The organism is Planotetraspora phitsanulokensis (genome assembly GCF_016863295.1).
In the GTDB taxonomy this organism is placed as follows: domain Bacteria; phylum Actinomycetota; class Actinomycetes; order Streptosporangiales; family Streptosporangiaceae; genus Planotetraspora; species Planotetraspora phitsanulokensis.
Genome location: NZ_BOOP01000001.1, coordinates 579,027 through 593,846 on the forward strand (window position 1 = coordinate 579,027; position 14,820 = coordinate 593,846).

The 14,820-nt window shown below is 67.9% G+C and carries 18 protein-coding genes, 1 tRNA gene and 2 pseudogenes; 11 read left to right on the forward strand and 10 right to left on the reverse strand.

From position 1 onward, the window contains the following. Positions 1-138: 138 nt before the first annotated feature. Genes Pph01_RS02670 through Pph01_RS02680 form a run of 3 tightly spaced genes read right to left on the reverse strand, consistent with a single transcriptional unit; the run spans position 139 to position 1,764 of the window. Entirely contained in the window at positions 139-327 is a 189-nt protein-coding gene (locus tag Pph01_RS02670) for a hypothetical protein (RefSeq protein ID WP_203950691.1), read from the reverse strand. Positions 328-334: 7 nt separating this feature from the next. Continuing rightward, positions 335-1,171: a hypothetical protein gene (locus Pph01_RS02675; protein ID WP_204071234.1), complete on the reverse strand. Its 837-nt coding sequence runs from the start codon at positions 1,169-1,171 to the stop codon at positions 335-337. Further along, positions 1,171-1,764, reverse strand: a complete 594-nt coding sequence (locus Pph01_RS02680) for a hypothetical protein (RefSeq protein ID WP_204071235.1) — start codon at positions 1,762-1,764, stop codon at positions 1,171-1,173. The genes Pph01_RS02675 and Pph01_RS02680 overlap by 1 nt, the downstream gene beginning before the upstream one ends. Before the next feature lie 120 nt (positions 1,765-1,884). Between Pph01_RS02680 and Pph01_RS02685 the strand changes: the two genes are divergently transcribed. Then, positions 1,885-2,232, forward strand: coding sequence for a DUF6458 family protein (locus Pph01_RS02685; protein WP_204071236.1), 348 nt, complete (start codon positions 1,885-1,887; stop codon positions 2,230-2,232). Here the strand turns inward: Pph01_RS02685 and Pph01_RS02690 are convergent. Both Pph01_RS02690 and Pph01_RS02695 read right to left on the reverse strand, forming a co-directional pair. Beyond that, positions 2,229-3,692 carry a sigma-70 family RNA polymerase sigma factor gene (locus Pph01_RS02690; RefSeq protein ID WP_204071237.1) on the reverse strand — a complete coding sequence of 488 codons (1,464 nt, stop codon included), beginning with the start codon at positions 3,690-3,692 and terminating at the stop codon, positions 2,229-2,231. The two genes, Pph01_RS02685 and Pph01_RS02690, sit on opposite strands and share 4 nt — an antisense overlap. A 106-nt stretch (positions 3,693-3,798) precedes the next feature. After that, the gene (locus tag Pph01_RS02695) at positions 3,799-4,263 is read right to left on the reverse strand and encodes a hypothetical protein (RefSeq protein WP_204071238.1); all 465 of its coding nucleotides are present in this window, start codon (positions 4,261-4,263) and stop codon (positions 3,799-3,801) included. Between the two features lie 85 nt (positions 4,264-4,348). On the opposite strand from Pph01_RS02695, the gene Pph01_RS02700 reads away from it, so the two are divergent. Next, positions 4,349-4,422: transfer RNA gene (locus tag Pph01_RS02700), tRNA-Pro, on the forward strand. A 466-nt stretch (positions 4,423-4,888) separates the two neighbouring features. Continuing rightward, positions 4,889-5,053, forward strand: a pseudogene (locus Pph01_RS43595) (helix-turn-helix domain-containing protein); the annotation flags it as partial. Positions 5,054-5,314: 261 nt separating this feature from the next. Here the strand turns inward: Pph01_RS43595 and Pph01_RS43870 are convergent. Continuing rightward, on the reverse strand, positions 5,315-6,139 hold the full coding sequence (locus tag Pph01_RS43870; RefSeq protein ID WP_239116372.1) for a hypothetical protein: 825 nt from the start codon (positions 6,137-6,139) through the stop codon (positions 5,315-5,317). Between Pph01_RS43870 and Pph01_RS43825 the strand changes: the two genes are divergently transcribed. From Pph01_RS43825 to Pph01_RS02730, 4 genes are all read left to right on the forward strand, one after another. Further along, on the forward strand, positions 6,113-7,483 hold the full coding sequence (locus Pph01_RS43825) for a tetratricopeptide repeat protein (RefSeq protein WP_239116373.1): 1,371 nt from the start codon (positions 6,113-6,115) through the stop codon (positions 7,481-7,483). The two genes, Pph01_RS43870 and Pph01_RS43825, sit on opposite strands and share 27 nt — an antisense overlap. Positions 7,484-7,518: 35 nt before the next feature. Next, positions 7,519-8,364: an MBL fold metallo-hydrolase gene (locus tag Pph01_RS02720; RefSeq protein ID WP_204071242.1), complete on the forward strand. Its 846-nt coding sequence runs from the start codon at positions 7,519-7,521 to the stop codon at positions 8,362-8,364. Between the two features lie 138 nt (positions 8,365-8,502). Beyond that, positions 8,503-8,877, forward strand: coding sequence for a hypothetical protein (locus tag Pph01_RS02725; RefSeq protein WP_204071243.1), 375 nt, complete (start codon positions 8,503-8,505; stop codon positions 8,875-8,877). Continuing rightward, the gene (locus Pph01_RS02730) at positions 8,846-9,103 is read left to right on the forward strand and encodes an aminotransferase class V-fold PLP-dependent enzyme (protein WP_204071244.1); all 258 of its coding nucleotides are present in this window, start codon (positions 8,846-8,848) and stop codon (positions 9,101-9,103) included. Before Pph01_RS02725 ends, Pph01_RS02730 begins: the two co-directional genes overlap by 32 nt. Positions 9,104-9,201: 98 nt before the next feature. Here Pph01_RS02730 and msrA read toward each other — a convergent pair whose 3' ends face one another. Both msrA and msrB read right to left on the reverse strand, forming a co-directional pair. Then, on the reverse strand, positions 9,202-9,756 hold the full coding sequence (msrA, locus tag Pph01_RS02735; RefSeq protein ID WP_203948621.1) for a peptide-methionine (S)-S-oxide reductase MsrA: 555 nt from the start codon (positions 9,754-9,756) through the stop codon (positions 9,202-9,204). Next, on the reverse strand, positions 9,753-10,232 hold the full coding sequence (msrB, locus tag Pph01_RS42595) for a peptide-methionine (R)-S-oxide reductase MsrB (RefSeq protein WP_239116374.1): 480 nt from the start codon (positions 10,230-10,232) through the stop codon (positions 9,753-9,755). Before msrB ends, msrA begins: the two co-directional genes overlap by 4 nt. A 612-nt stretch (positions 10,233-10,844) precedes the next feature. On the opposite strand from msrB, the gene Pph01_RS02745 reads away from it, so the two are divergent. Both Pph01_RS02745 and Pph01_RS02750 read left to right on the forward strand, forming a co-directional pair. Beyond that, positions 10,845-11,069, forward strand: a complete 225-nt coding sequence (locus Pph01_RS02745; protein ID WP_204071246.1) for a hypothetical protein — start codon at positions 10,845-10,847, stop codon at positions 11,067-11,069. A gap of 128 nt (positions 11,070-11,197) precedes the next feature. Further along, complete coding sequence (locus Pph01_RS02750) at positions 11,198-12,034, forward strand: helix-turn-helix domain-containing protein (RefSeq protein ID WP_204071247.1); 837 nt, start codon at positions 11,198-11,200, stop codon at positions 12,032-12,034. Here the strand turns inward: Pph01_RS02750 and Pph01_RS42600 are convergent. Beyond that, positions 12,027-12,872, reverse strand: a pseudogene (locus tag Pph01_RS42600) (ROK family protein). The gene Pph01_RS02750 and the pseudogene Pph01_RS42600 sit on opposite strands and share 8 nt — an antisense overlap. Before the next feature lie 201 nt (positions 12,873-13,073). Here Pph01_RS42600 and Pph01_RS02765 point away from each other — a divergent pair. Further along, entirely contained in the window at positions 13,074-13,394 is a 321-nt protein-coding gene (locus Pph01_RS02765; protein WP_204071249.1) for a hypothetical protein, read from the forward strand. A gap of 148 nt (positions 13,395-13,542) precedes the next feature. Here Pph01_RS02765 and Pph01_RS02770 read toward each other — a convergent pair whose 3' ends face one another. Further along, on the reverse strand, positions 13,543-13,878 hold the full coding sequence (locus tag Pph01_RS02770) for a hypothetical protein (RefSeq protein WP_204071250.1): 336 nt from the start codon (positions 13,876-13,878) through the stop codon (positions 13,543-13,545). A gap of 578 nt (positions 13,879-14,456) precedes the next feature. Here Pph01_RS02770 and Pph01_RS02775 point away from each other — a divergent pair. Then, the coding region (locus Pph01_RS02775; RefSeq protein WP_444544203.1) for a hypothetical protein at positions 14,457-14,820 on the forward strand (364 nt) is incomplete at its 3' end.

Sequence of the window (14,820 nt, forward strand, 5' to 3'; positions counted from 1 at the left end):
GGCTCCGGGTCACGCGGCACGTCGTTCTCAGGAGGCGTCCTCAGGGGGCGTCTTTCGGCGGTGTCCTCGGGGGGCGTCCTCGGGCGGCGCTCGCCGGACGTCGTGAGCGCTCAGGCTCGCGGGCTCACAGGCGGGGCCTCAGCGGCGGGCGCGGCGCCAGTTGCCGCGGTAGGAGCTCACGCTGGCCGTTCCGATGCCGGCCTGGTGCAGCGCCAGCAGGCACAGTCCCAGGGCGATCAGCGCGGTGAGGCCGATGCCGATGCTGGCGTTGAGAAGGTCGAGCAGGAAGGCGATGCCGAAGACGATCGCGGCTGCGATGGCGAGCATGGTTGTCTCACTTTCCGGTCAGTTGGGCGAGGAGGGTGTGATATTCGCGCAGGGCCAGACGCAGCGCCTCCGTGTCGGCCTGATCGCTGTTCTTCCACTGGTCGAGCAACGCCTGGCGGCGGCTGGCGTACACGGCCACGGCCGCCTCGACGAGCCCGTCGGCCTGCTCCACCGAGCCGCGGGGGTCGTCGACGAAGCCGGCCTTGATCTCGTGCCAGCTGCGCTCGAAGTCGACGTCGTCCACCGGCTCGGGGTCGTCGACGGTGGCGCGTTCCCTCGCGGCGGGACCCGCCACGAGGACGTCGGGGTCACCGGCCACGGGCGGGGTGCCCGGGTCGCCGGTCCGGACGAGGTCGGGCGCCAGGATGTCGTCGCGGGCGTCCGAGGTTTCCGAGGTCTCCCGGGAGTCCGCGTTCTCTGAGCCGTGCCGGTCCAGCGGGTCGTTCTCGACTGTGTCCGTGGTGTCTTTTCCGTCGGTGTCTGTGCTGGTGGTTTCCATGCGGCTGGTTTCTGTACGGCGGGTGTCCTGTACGGCGTCGCCGTGCACGGTGCGGCGGGGATTGCCGAAGTCCGGGGGAGTGTCGCCGGAGCCGGAGCCGGAGCCGGAGCCTGTGCTTGTGCCTGTGCCTGTGCCTGTGCCGAGCACGTGGACGCGCCGCGTCTCGTCCGCCGCCGTGTCGCCGGCACCTTCCGCGGAGTACACGGGGCCGGGGCCGTCGTGCTCGTCACGCCGTTCGTCCGCCTGCGCCTGCTGCGTCCGGGCCTCCTCCTCAAGGGAGTCGGAGGGCTCGCGAACCGGCCGTTCCGGCGTGCCGTACCGGCCTTCGTAAGGGTTGCTCTGCATCACAGGTCTGCCTCCTCGGCGTTGGAGCGCGCGGCGTGACGGCCGTTCGAAGGGAAGTCGGCGGAGTCCGCGAGCAGCTCCTGGAAGAGCGCGCGGTAGTGGACCATCGCCTGGCGGAGCTCCTCGGTGGAGGCGTCCTGCCGGGCGGCGCGGCTGCTGATGTCGTGCGCCGCGCGGTAGTGGTCGAGCGTCGACGCGTAGTCGACCGACAGGTCGCTCACCCGTTGCTCGAAATCGTCGGTCGGATATCCGCGGTCGGCCATGACAGAGGTGACCAGGGCGTCCGCCTCGGTGACGGCGAAGCCAGGCGCGTCGACGAAGCGCTCCTGGACCTCCGTCCACTTCTTGTCATAGGACTGCCGGGCCTCAGGGGCGAGCGGTCTGAGGTCCAGCGTGGCGTGGCGCTCCTCGCGGGCGATCAGGTCCTGCTCGGCCTCCTTGCGGCTGTCGCTCTCCTCGACGGTCCTGTCATATTCCGGTCCGAATCGGCTCCGCAGTTGCCGGCGGCGGTTCTGGCCGGAAACGAGGTAGCCGACCACCAGGATCACGACCACCGCGACTACGACGACGGCCACCCATGCAATGGCGGACATATCTGCCTCCAGGGTGATTGTGCGTTGTTTGTTCGCACTGCCCGGGAAAGCCCCCTTCACGCATTGCGTAATGCGGGATCTGAGGGGTAGAGGCACCGATTACCGTCTGAGGAGGTAATCATGGGCTTCGGAGCCAGTCTCGCTTTCCTCGCGATCGGCGCGGTGCTCGCCTTCGCCGTGAAATGGGATGTCCCCGGAATCGACCTGCAGATGATCGGCTGGATCCTCATGGCCGTCGGCGCAGTCGGCGCTCTACTCACCGGCCTCTACACGCGCCGTCCCCACGCGGAGGACACCGTCGAGACCATCGAGCCCGACGTGATGTACACCGTGGACCCGCCGGCCCAGCCGCATGTCGTGCAGGAGACGGTGCGCGAGACCGAGGTCGCGCCGACGGTGCGGCCGAGCGAGCGACACGTATATGTCCAGGAAGAGTCGACGACCCCCATCAAGCGCGATGGCGTTTAACCCGTCGTGAGGCTGACCCGGCGCATTTCGATGGTGCCGGGCCCGGAGAGGGTCACTCCGAACAGGAGGAAAACGGCGTCGCCGGGTATTCGGGCTTCCACGACGAGCGGGCGCCAGTCCTCGCCGGGCGCGGTGACGGCCATGTGCTGATGGTCCTCGGCTCCGCGTGACCGGTCGGGGTCGACGACCCGCAGGTAGAGCGCCGCCTCGCCGCCTGAGTCGCTCGGGTCGCCTGCGTCGCCTGTCTGGCTTGTGTGGCCTGTATGGCGGATTTCGGCGGCCAGCCGTACGCGGGAGCCCTGGCGAGACCCGGCGACCACGGCCTGGCGCAGATCCGCGAAGCCGAGCGGGCGGTCGACCGTGGACGCCAGCCACGCCGCGCCGTCGCGTACGCCGCAGGCGTAGTCCCGCCAGTGGGCGCCGCTCGGGTCGTGGAGGAAGCCGCCCCGCAGGTCCCAGAAGCGCAGGCCGTCGGAGAAGTCGAGGTTGCGCGGCTCTTCGACACGCTCCTCGCGGCGGAGGGCGGCCGAGGCGCCAGGGACTCCCGCACGGCGGACGGCCTCCTCCGCGGCCTGCTCGACCGTCGTTGACCCGGTGAGCGGCACGAGCCCGTCGTCGGGCACGAGGATCGGACATTTCTGGCGGTGGGCGAGTGCGAGCCCTTCCGCCGGCCGTACGTCGAGGACCTGGTCGCCCGACGGGGTCCGCAGGCGCAGCCTGGCCTCGCCGCCGGACGTGAGCTCGACCGCCTCGAGGGCCGCGCCCGTGCTGGTGAGGATGCGGCCCGCCAGCCGGGTGGACCTGCCGAGCATCTCCGGGGCCTCCAGCCAGAGCGGCAGGACGCGTCCGCCCGGCTGGTCGTGGAGCATGAGCAGCAGGCGTGGGGCGGCAGGGACGATCATGGCGATGCGGACGGGAATCATGGACGTCCTCCTCGGAGAGTGGGGGAATTCGCCGGCCAGCCGTTCTCTGAGCCGATGACGGCCTCGATGCAGGCGCAGCTTGACGGCCGAGGGCGACAGGTCGAGGGCCCAGGCCACCTGCTCCACGCTGAGATCGTCGTAGTAGAAGAGCAGCACGGCCTCGCGGCTCCCCGGAGGAAGATCGCGGACCGCGTCGCGGACCAGCCAGCGGGCCTCGATCGCCTCGAACGGATCGACCGCGTCGCCGTCGGCGTACGGGTCGAACGGGGATTCGCGCGGCAGGCTCCACCGGCGGCTGAGGTTGAGCAGGATCCCGTGGAGCCAGCTGCCGAATCGGTCGCCGTCGTTGAGGCGGGAGAGTGAAGTCCACGCCTGGAGGAAGCCCTCCTGGACGAGGTCTTCGGCGGCGTCCGGGCCGCGGGTGAGGTGCCCCGCGAGGCCGCGAGCCATCGGCCGGTGGCGGCGGACCAACTCGTGGAACGCCTCGGCGTCGCCGGTCGCGGCGCGGGCGACGAGTTCGCCGTCGGATGGGTTCACATCTCAGTAGTGGCGCCGGGCGGCGAAAAGGTTACGTCGCCGTTCTCGCCGTTTCGCGGGGGCCGATCTTGTGGAGCGGAGTTGATCTTGTGCGGTAGGGTCGGGCCTATTCGGCGGGGTTGTCCCGGTTTTCGTTGGGGAGGCCCTCCGCGGCAGGTTGGATGGCCTGCCGTGCCTCCGCGAGGACCGTGGCGATGTGCGAGGACCCGTGGACGGGGACCTCCTGGAAGCCCCGCTCGGGGTCGTAGGTGATGTCGAGATCGTTGTCGACCAGGCGGGTGGCCCAGCGGAGGGCGGTGTTCAGCTTCTCTTTGGGGATCGCCCGGCCCTGGGTGACGGCGGACAGGTTGCGAAGGTTGGTGGCAGGTCCGCTCTGGCTGTGCTCGCGGCTCAGCTTCCAGGGCACCGCCCGGCTGTGGTCGGTCATGGGCTTGGACAGCCCCGCGGCCCGCTTCGCCTGCAGGATGCCGGAATCCGTCACCCCGAAGTGCGCCGCGAGTCGGGCGTTCGACCAGCCCTCCGCGGTCAGGCGGCGGAGCTCGTCTTGATCGATGCGAGGTTTCCTTCCCATGATCCACAGCCTAGGTGCGGCGGGATAAGCCTGTACGCACGTGCCCTCAAACTGCGCTAAGGTTGGTGAAGCCCGAACGGGCAAGCGGGACGTAGCGCAGCTTGGTAGCGCACTTGACTGGGGGTCAAGGGGTCGCAGGTTCAAATCCTGTCGTCCCGACTCTGTTTCGGCAGGTCGGAGCCGCAGTATCCATGATCGGATACTGCGGCTTTTCGCTTGTGTCACCCAGGTGTCACCCAAGCTCGACGTCTCAGGGGCTGTCGTCGGGTGACAGATCTCTCTCCTGGGTGTCACCGTGTTCGCCGATTCCTGGCCTGATGGCCGCAGCCGAGTTCAAATGCGTGACGGATCTACGTTGTAAAGGCGTGCAGCCAATCAGGCGCCGGATTCTGGCCCGTGGCGGTGAAAGTCCCGTTCGTCTGGGTGTCAGGCTGATGGCGTGCCTTCTCCCTCATGGTGTCGGGCGTCCTGTCGGATGCCTCTGAGGCAGAGGTAAAGTTGAATGCTTTTGCCCAGCTTGGGTGTCGCCGGGCCCGTGCCTGCCCACCCGAAGCGGCCGGTGAGGGCGACTTCTTTCCGGCGTGGATGATGAGGTGGCGGCGAGATCAGAACCTTCGGAACCCTGCTGCGCGATCTGCGAACACGCGCGCGGATGACGATGGAGGAGCTCGCGGCGGCCTCGGGGGTCAGTGTGCGGGCGATAAGCGACATGGAACTGGGCTACAGCCGGATGCCCCGGCGGCGGACGGTGGCCGCGCTGTTGGCCGGGCTGGGCCTGGCGGAAGCCGATGAGGCCGAACTGGTGGGCGCCGCACGAACCGGCCGCGTCGGCCCGGTGCCCGCACAGCTGCCGGCGGACCTCGCCGCGTTCGCCGGCCGGCATGACGAGCTGACCCAGGTACTCGGATTCCTGGACCGCCAGGACGCGAGCCCGACGACGGTGGTGATCGGCGCCATCCGCGGGATGGCAGGAGTCGGCAAGACGACGCTCGCGGTGCATTGGGCGCACCGCGTGGCGGACCGGTTCCCCGACGGGCAGCTATATGTGAACCTACGCGGCTACGACCAGCGAAGAAGCGCGATGGAGCCGGTTAGAGGCGCTGAGCGGCTTCCTGGAGGCCCTGGGCGTCGCCGCGCGCGACATGCCGCAGAGCGTCGAGGCCGTGGCGGCGCAGTTCCGGAGCCGGCTGGCCGGACGCAGAGTGCTGGTGGTGCTGGACAACGCCCGCGACAGCGACCAGGTGCGCCCCTTGCTACCCGGTACGCCGGGCTGCCTGGTGATCATTACCAGCCGCCACCAGTTGCACAGTCTGGTGGCCTTGGAGGGCGCGCGCCTTCTGACACTGGACGTCTGGCCGCAGGCGGAAGCCAGAGAGGCCCTGGCACGCCGGCTGGGTGACGAGCGGGTGGCCGCCGAACCGGACGCGGTCGCCGAGATCATCGCCCTGTGTGGAGGGCTGCCGTTGGCGCTGGCGATAGTCGCCGCCCGCGCGGCGGTCGCACGCGGTACGTCCCTGGTCGCGCTCGCCGCCGAGCTTCGCGAGGCCCACGGGACGCTGGACGCGTTCAGCGACACCGACCTGTCGGTGGACGCCCGGGCGGTGTTCAACTGGTCGTACCGGACGTTGGCGCCCGACTCGGCCCGGCTGTTACGGCTGCTGTCCCTGCACCCGGCTCCGCACATCACTCTGACCGCCTGGCGGCGCTGCCGCTGCGGCGTGTCCGTGCGCTCCTGGCCGACCTCGTCCGCGCGCATCTCGTCACCGAACACGGGCACGACCGGTACGGCATGCACGACCTGTTGCGCGCCTTCGCCGCCGAAGCGCTCGAGCAGTCCGGCGAACAGACCTTGGCGCTGCAGCGCCTGGTCGAGCACTACATGTACTCCGTACGCAATCCCTACCTCACGTACGGGCAGTCGCCGATCGACACCGCGGATCCTTCGGGAACGGACATCCTCCTGGACGCCGTCAACGGGCTTCCCGCCGCCGGTCGATGGCATCTGCGTGAGCGAACGATGCTGGCCGCCGTCATCCGCGAGGCGGAGAGCCGTCACCTGGACCGCCAGGCGGCGACGACCGCCCTGGATTGGGCGCCGGCGCGGTTCACCCACAACAGGCAGGCAGGACTCCTATCCGGCGCACAGTCGGCTGTCCGCGCGGCCACCCGCGCCACGGATCCGCTCCTAGTCGCCGAACTCGAGCGGTACGTCGCGGACGCGTACACACGGCTGGGGGATCTCGTCGCCGCGGAGTCCCACTTCCAGCGTGCCATGGATATCTTCCGGGCCGGTGGCGACGTGGAGGGCGAGGCCAACACCCTGCGCAACATGGCCTACATGGCCTACATGGCCCAGTCGGCCGGAGAACTGGACCGGGCGGATCAGTACACCGACGAGGCGGTGTCCGCGGCCGAGCGCTCGGGCAAGCCGTACCTGCTTTCCGCGGCACTCGGCGACCAGTGCCTGCTACTCCTCGACACCCGGCGTTACACGCGCGCCGCCGACGTGGGCTCCCGTGGTCTTCTCATCGCCCGCGCCGAGGGCATGGGCTACTACGAGATGGGGCTGTGCGCGCAGATGACCCGTGCGCTCGTCCGGCTCGGCCGGTATCACGAGGCCATCGAATCAGGGGACCGTGCCCTCCGCCTGCTGCAGGATCACCCCGATTCGACCGTCGAATTCGCCCTGCTGCCGCCCCTTGCCGTCGCCAACATCGCCATCGGCGACGACGATCGCGCACGAGAGCTTGGAGCGCGCAACACGCGCCTGGTGAACAAGTACGACGAGGCCCAGTTGGCCGCCATGTCCGGCGCCGCGGCGGTCGGGTACGAGATGGGCCTCTGCACGCACATGACTCATGTGCTCGTCCGGCTCGGGGGTTACCACGAGGCCATCGAAGCGGGGGAGCGATGCCCGAGTTCCATGTCGCTGATCGCGCGGACGCTGACCCCGGAGGCTTCCGCCAGTTCTTCCATGGTCATGTTCATCGCCCGCCGGTGCGCGCGCAGCAGCGCCCCGACGGAGGTGATTTCCGCCATCGTGATCCCCCCCGGCCAGCAACGACACAGGCTAACCGCCATCCGGCGCCGCCTCAGCCATCCGGTTTCAAATCAAATCACCCGTTTGAGCGATCGAAGGGCCGCGTACTGGCGTGGTCTGCTGCTTATCGCGGCTCATCGGCCACGATTGCGGGCCATCGCCGATCGTGGCCGGTCATGACCACCGATGAACACTGAACTGCGCACTCTGGAGCGATGTTGGCGTCCTTGGATTTCGCGACGTACGTATCACCACCCAAGCCGGTCGTCTCCGACGATCTTGCGCCCGGCGCCGCCGAGCGCCTGTGGTCGCCCACCACGTCCACCCTGATCTACGGCGAACGCGACGCGGTGCTGGTGGATCCGCTGCTGACCGTGGACGAGGCGCGCCACCTGGTTCACTGGATCACCTCTGCCGGCAGGAAGCTGACCACGGTCTTCGTCACTCACGGCCACGGCGATCACTTCTTCGGGGCCTCTGTCGTGCTCGAACGGTTCCCGGAAGCGCGATTCATGGCGACCGCCGGGGTGGTCGGCCGGATGCGCGGGCAGTTGAGCCCCGAGGTGCTGGACGGCTTCTGGCGTCCCCGCTTCCCCGGCCGGTTGCCGGAACGACTGATCGTGGCGGAGCCGCTCGACGGGGACTCCTTCGAACTGGAGGGTCACGACCTCGTCGCCGTGGAGCTTGGTCACTCGGACACCGACGACACGACCGCACTGCACGTGCCGTCCCTCGGTCTCGTGGTCGCAGGCGACGCCGTCTACAACGACGTTCACCTGTACCTGGTGGAGTCCGGACGCGACGGCCGGCGGGCCTGGATGGCCGCCTTGGACACGGTCGAGTCGCTCCGCCCGGAGACGGTGATCGCAGGACACAAGCGCGCGAGCGCCGGCGACGGGCCGCACACCATCGATGAGACCCGTCGTTACATCCGTGATTTCGACGTGGCGGTGGACACGACGGATACAGCGGTCGAGCTGTACGAAACGATGCTCGCCCGTCATCCCGGCCGTGTGAACGTCGGCGTCCTGTGGAACTCCGCCCGGGCGGCCAAAGGCTGACCGATTCCCGCTCGCGACGACACCACACGAGCGGAACGCCGATGCGATCACCCCGTTCACCACCATGCTCGTCCGCGCCGATCGAGGCGTACCCGAGAACCCGTCATCGATGTTCATTTCCACCAATTGAGGATTGGCGTGCGTAAGCAGCTCTCAGTAAAAGTCCTGCTCGCGGCGGCCGTCGCCGTCGCGGCCACGAATTCTGCGGTCGGCCCCGCCGCGGCGGCGACCGCTCCCGTCACCAACCCCCGTGTTCTGATCCACTACGACCTCGGCGCGGGCCGGCAGTCGGAGGCGATCGTCGCCGAGCCGGATGCCGTCGAGAAGAAGCCCAGCAGCAGGTCACGCACCGGGACGCGCCAGTCACGAGGGCGAATTTGGCCAGCCAAAGGATCGATGAGGGGAAACGGAATGAAGGCAGTGGTTGGGGAGACAGTTGTGGCCGAGGCCGCGAACGAGGCTGTAGTCAGGATCGAGGGGAATGCCTACTTCCCGCCGGACTCAGGCAGCTGACTGTCTCGGCGTCGCGCCCAGTGAGGTGGGCTGGGTCCGTAACGTCTCAGAGGGTGTGTCGGCAGTGCTTGGTTCGATCGACCTTGCGCCGGGTGACGAGCTGGTGATGAGCCGACACGGCTACGGCGCGGTGCGCATGGCGCTGGAGCACTGGGCCCAACGACGCGGCGCCAGCGTGCGCGATGCGGTCTTTCCGGTGGGGGCCGCGGTGCCCGGCCTGGGATAGGACGCCGTTGGGGGCGGACGCCGCCTGGCATTGGTGGCGGAACGGGGTGAGGGCGCGCTCGCCGCTTCAGCGGTGAGCGCGCCCTCGGTGTAGCGCGGTCAGCTAGAGGTCGCAGCGCGCCTGGGCAGCACCCAGTCTGGGCGCGGGAAGTGGCACGTGTAGCCGTTCGGGTACGTGATGAGGTAGTCCTGGTGCTCGGGCTCGGCCTCCCAGAACGGTCCGGCCGGCTCGATCGTCGTCACTGCCTTACCCGGCCACAGCCCCGATGCATCGACGTCCGCGATCGTGTCCCGTGCGACTTGCTGCTGCTCGGGTGTCAAGGGAAAGATCGCCGAGCGGTAGCTCGTGCCGCGGTCGTTGCCCTGACGGTTCAACGTCGACGGGTCGTGGATCTGGAAGAAGAACGCCAGGATGTCACGGTAGGTCGTCTGTGTCGGGTCGAAGACGACCTCGACGGCCTCGGCGTGGCCGGGGTGGTTGCGGTACGTGGCGTGATCGTTCTCGCCGCCGGTGTATCCGACCCGCGTGTCCAGCACGCCGGGCTGCCGGCGGATGAGGTCCTCCATGCCCCAGAAGCACCCGCCGGCCAGGACGGCAGTTTCGGTGCCCGGGGTGCGGGTGATCTGTCCGGTGTCGTGGATCCCGCTGGTCATGATGTGTGCTCCTCGGTGCTGGTGGTGTCGGTTGTCTCGAACAGGGAGCGGTACTCGGCGTAGCCCTGTGCCTCGAGCTCGGAGAGCGGGACGAAGCGCAGCGCGGCCGAGTTCATGCAGTACCGCTGGCCGCCGGCATCGGCGGGACCATCGCCGAACACGTGCCCGAGGTGACTGTCGGCCCCGGTGGACCGCACCTCCGTGCGGGTCATCCGGAGCTTCCGGTCGATCTCAGTGCGTACGGCGTCGGCCACAATCGGCCTGGTGAAGCTGGGCCATCCGGTGCCGCTGTCGTACTTGTCGGTCGACGAGAACAGGGGCTGGCCGGAGACCACGTCCACGTAGATGCCGGCATCGTGGTTGTTCCAGTACTCGTTGCGGAACGCCGGCTCCGTCCCGTCCTCCTGAGTGACGCGGAACTGGCTGTCGGTGAGGCGGCTCAGCGCCTCCGGGGTCTTGCTGTAGTCGTGCGACACGATTTCTCCTCCTTCGGCACCGCTGGCTGCGGCGCCGCTGGAGACAACACCGCACAGAACCGATTTGGTCCCGGGTTCATGATGGTGCGTTGTGGCGGCGATCTCAGGTGATGATCGTGGCGGATCAAAGCCACCGATCGGGGGCGTTGGCCGGCTTGGATGGGTCGGGCCAGAGCTCGTATAGGCCGCAAACGAGAGCGGCTCGTTATCGCGCTTGTTCCTCGACGCCCGTGCGCGCAACGCGATCAGGGTGGTGAGACGCCGAAGTCTGGTGACACTAATGCGGAAGCGGAGCACGGGTGAACCTGTGCGCCGCACTCTAAGGACCTCAGATCTGACCGGCATCGGTCCGTTGGGGGAGAGACACACCCCGAAGCCTCTAGAAACACCGGGGTGGTTGAGAACAAGAGAAGGGCACGGCTCGATGCAATACGTGGCGCCAGTGATCGACCTTGCTCGTCGGGAGAGAACGCTCAGGTTGGCGTTCGTGTCTGCGGGGGTATCCCTGGTGGCCGCGTTTGCCGCGGTGGGCTCGACGATCCGCTTTTCAACATCTACCCGGACAAACACCCCGAGGTCAGGGCCTGGGCCGCTGGCAACGATGTGGAGTTGGTGTTCCTGCCGACCTACGGCTCCTGGCTGAACTGGATCGAGTCGGAGTTCGCCGCGCTGCGGTACTACGCGCTCAACGGCACCGATCACCGCACCCACGACGAGCAGAACGCCGCCATCGCCGGCTACGTGCGCTGGCGCAACGCCCGAACCGCCCCCAAGACCAACTTCGCCGCCAGCTCACCCAACCGAAGCTGGACCAGTTACCCGGCCAAGGTCGCGTGACGGGCCACTAGGCCGACCGCGTGGCCACGTTCGCACTCAGCGATGCCCGGAGCCTCCCGGTGTACTACCAAGCGACAATTAGGCCGAAATATACACGCTAAACATGACATATAGCACATAATGGACATATGGACCGCCTCGTCAAGCTAGGAGATTTCCTCCGGGCATGCCGAGCCCGCATCAATCCCGAGGAGGTCGGGATCCACCCTCAGGGAGTGCGTAGGCGTGTGCGGGGGTTGCGACGAGAGGAGCTTGCGCGGCTCGCTGGCGTCAGCGTCGAGTACTACACAAGCCTCGAGCAGGGACGCAGCCTCAACGCCTCCCCTGTGATACTCGATGCGATCGCCCGCGCGATGCGGCTCGGCGAGACCGAACGCGTGCACCTGTTCGATCTGGCCAGCCCTCGTTGTGGCAAGGGCCGCTGCGACAAGCTTCCTGCACAACGTATGCACCCGGAGACTCAGCTGCTTCTCGACACTCTGGAGCGCGCTGACGTCCCCGCCGCCGTGATCGGCCGTGGAACCGACATTCTGGCCGCCAACCTGCTGTTCCGGGCCCTGATGGTCGGCTTCGACACCATGTCGGCCCGCCAGCGCAACCTCGCTAGATACGTCTTTTTGGACGGCCGGGCCCGCGAGCTGCACTGCGACTGGGACACTGTGGCCTCAGAAGTCACCGCCGTGCTGCGTTTTTCCATCGGCCGGCATCCGGAGGACGCCGCACTCATCGAGCTGACAAGTGAGCTCTGCCGGGGCAGCGAGGACTTCCGGCGAATCTGGGACGACCACGACTACGTACATGAGCGCGTTTCCGGGATCGTGCGCTTCCAGCATCCGGTCGCCGGCGAGCTCGCCCTCACCTACCAGGCACTCACCCTGCCCACTGACGCGGAGCAGATGTTGCTCGTCTACACCGTCGAGCCCGGCTCACCCACCGCCGCTGCTCTCCAGCTCCTCGTCAAGTGAGCGAGTGAACCGCGCCGGGTTTCGTGGAGACTCGGCTACTTGTTTCTGCCGCGGTGAGTGCGGCCTGTTGGGGTCTGTCCGACGACGAACGCGGTCCGAAGAAGGCACTCTGGGCCTCCAGCGTTGCGTAGTCGACGTAGCGGTCGAACAGCTCACCGGCACCGGGGTGGCCCGTGGCGGCGAGACGTGCCAGCGGCCCGACCGTCATGGTGTGCGCCGAGGGCAGATTGAGCTGGACCGCCTGGTCGCGCAGCCAGCGGTGCGTGGCGATGGTTTCCCAGCAGCCGCGCTGACCGCATTGGCAGGGCAGGCCGTCGACCTGCACGATGCTGTGCCCGATCTAACCGCCCGCGCCGCCCGGCCCGCGGTGGACCGAGCCGCCGAGCACCAGTCCGACGCCTAGTGCCTCGCCTGCGTAGAGCGAGGCGAAGGTGGACAGCCCACGCCCCTGTCCGAACCAGCGGTCGCCCAGCGCTTGGACACGGGGGTGCAGGTCGACGTAGACGGGCAAGCGGGTGCGCTCTGCGATGAGCGGGCCGATCGGCAGACCGGCCAGGCCGGGGGCCAGATTGACCTGCACGATGGTGCCGGTGTCGGTGTTCACTATGCCGCCGACCGCGATGCCGACGCCGAGTGCCATCGGCCGGTCGGGAGTGAAGAGCTGCTCCAGCGTGTCATTGACCGCGTCGACGACCGAGTTGGTGTCGCGGGTGTCCGCCGGGTACTCGCGCGTTGCCGTGCTCAGGATCGTGCCACCCGCGCTGACCAGGGCAGCCTCGATGTGTCCGGGGAGGAGGTGGACGGCGGCGATGGGTTGGCTGGTGGGGGAGAACCACAGCGGGCGCGAAGGCTTGCCGCCGGCCGCGCTGCTGGGCTGGGATCGCCCTCGGCGAGCATTCCATTGTCGATCAGCGGCTGCACGATGGTGCCGATCGTCGCCCGGCTCGTTCTTGTTGGCAGGTGCAGTCGACCAGGGCGCCGCGCAGCCTGTTAACCGTCACGTCGGACCGTAGGCCGCCTTCGTTTCAAGCTGTCCTACGTGCTCGCCAGCCATGCCCATCTCATCTCGCCACTGAGGTACATGCTCGGCAAGCCGTTCGACGTCTACAAGGACCTGTACCTGCGCCACCTTGCGGGAGCGGGCGTCGCCGCGATCCGCACCGAGCTCGCCGGCATCGCCGCACCGCTCGAACCCGGTCGACCGCTCGTGCTGCTGTGCTTCGACCGTCTCGACCGCGAGGGCGTCTGGTGCCACCGGACGCTCTTCGCGGCGTGGTGGCACGAGGTGACCGGGCAGGAAGTGCCGGAGTTCGGCGCCACCTATGTGGACGGGCCGGAACCGCCCCTGTCTCTGTTTTAACCGCAAACCGAATCCGGACCTGGACGGCGCCGCAGGCGCCGTCCCGGCGGCCGCGATCCTGCTGCGCTGGCTGCGAATTGACCAGTCAAAGACTTCGACCTGCGGGGCCTGGTCGTCAGATCATGGACCAAATACCGCGCGTCGTGAGTTAGCCAGCGCCGCCTCCAGAGAGGAAGGAAAAGAAGTGAACCGCCAAGAAGCCCATGATCACCAGCATCCCCGCGATTACAATGATGGCGAAGACAATCTCGAACATGATCATTACCCTGCTTTGGGATGCATTCATCATTGACCAGGCCGCTGACATGCCCTTCGACATTCTCACTTCGGAACCGGTAGTTCGGTTGTATGCATAGTCCGTGCTAATGAAACCCCGACCTGCATTTCCTTTTGGAATCTCTACTAGATCTCCCTCGGAAATTGCCCCATCTAGAACCATGCCGCGCATTTCAATGGAAACGGTCGGCATTCCAAGTCGTTCCACGCGAAAGGCGAGGAAAATAATAGTAGAGCCGCTGTAGTATTGGGTGCGCTGTTGAACGTTTCGAGCTCTGCCCGAGATGACCGCTGTTTGGCCGGCGCTGTTGAGGTCAGCATGGAGTCGCGATTGTGCTACCGGGTCCTGCGGTGCTGGCTCGCGTCGATCGCTTGCTGCTGGACGGGTCCCGCGTATGCGGTCGTCTGTGTCAGGGGCGTGCTGCTGTGCAGCAATGACTGACTCCGCGGCTGACTTCGCTGCAGACGCAGCATTCTCGCTTGTGGCGCCCTGCTGCGCAGCCCGAATGGCGGCGTCTGTTGCGGCTCGCACTCGAGATTCATCTCCACCTATGTGCTCGCGCACCCACGTTTCCCACCGATTCCGAAATGCTTCCGCCGTGGGCGAGTTACTGTGGGAATCATCGCTAGGAGACATTTCGACCAACCCCATCAAATAGTGTCGGGCAAGCATTAATTGGCCAGACTCCCCTCCACATCACGTGTAACCGAAATCCGACGGTGGCGGGCCTGGGAACGGGTCGGGCGATGGGTCCGACGGTGGCGGGCCTGGGAACGGGTCGGGCGATGGGTCCGGTGATGGCGGGCCTGGTGGTTCCGGCGGTCCTGGTGGTTCCGGTTCCGGTACGGGGCGCGGCCCAGACTCGGGCGGCGGCTCAGGCTCCGGCCCCGGTGGAGGCGGCGGGAACGGATCCGACGGTGGCGGTGGCTCCGACGGTGGTGGTGGCTCCGGTGGTGGCTCCGTCGGCGGACCTGGCGGTGGTGCGGGGCGCGGCCCTGACTCGGGCGGCTCCGGCTCCGGCCAGGGCTCCGGCTCCGGCACGGGGCGCGGCCCAGACTCGGGCGGCGGCTCAGGCTCCGGCCCCGGTGGAGGCGGCGGGAACGGCTCCGACGGTGGCGGTGGCTCCGGCGTCGGTGGTGGCTCGGACGG

Excerpts from the sequence above, each read along its gene's own strand:
- Pph01_RS02720 (WP_204071242.1), top strand. The coding sequence starts at position 7,519 with ATGTTGGCGTCCTTGGATTTCGCGACGTACGTATCACCACCCAAGCCG.
- Pph01_RS02730 (WP_204071244.1), top strand. The coding sequence starts at position 8,846 with ATGCCTACTTCCCGCCGGACTCAGGCAGCTGACTGTCTCGGCGTCGCG.
- Pph01_RS02695 (WP_204071238.1), bottom strand. The coding sequence starts at position 4,263 with ATGGGAAGGAAACCTCGCATCGATCAAGACGAGCTCCGCCGCCTGACC.
- Pph01_RS02680 (WP_204071235.1), bottom strand. The coding sequence starts at position 1,764 with ATGTCCGCCATTGCATGGGTGGCCGTCGTCGTAGTCGCGGTGGTCGTG.
- msrA (WP_203948621.1), bottom strand. The coding sequence starts at position 9,756 with ATGACCAGCGGGATCCACGACACCGGACAGATCACCCGCACCCCGGGC.
- Pph01_RS02670 (WP_203950691.1), bottom strand. The coding sequence starts at position 327 with ATGCTCGCCATCGCAGCCGCGATCGTCTTCGGCATCGCCTTCCTGCTC.
- Pph01_RS02675 (WP_204071234.1), bottom strand. The coding sequence starts at position 1,171 with ATGCAGAGCAACCCTTACGAAGGCCGGTACGGCACGCCGGAACGGCCG.
- Pph01_RS02750 (WP_204071247.1), top strand. The coding sequence starts at position 11,198 with ATGGACCGCCTCGTCAAGCTAGGAGATTTCCTCCGGGCATGCCGAGCC.
- Pph01_RS02685 (WP_204071236.1), top strand. The coding sequence starts at position 1,885 with ATGGGCTTCGGAGCCAGTCTCGCTTTCCTCGCGATCGGCGCGGTGCTC.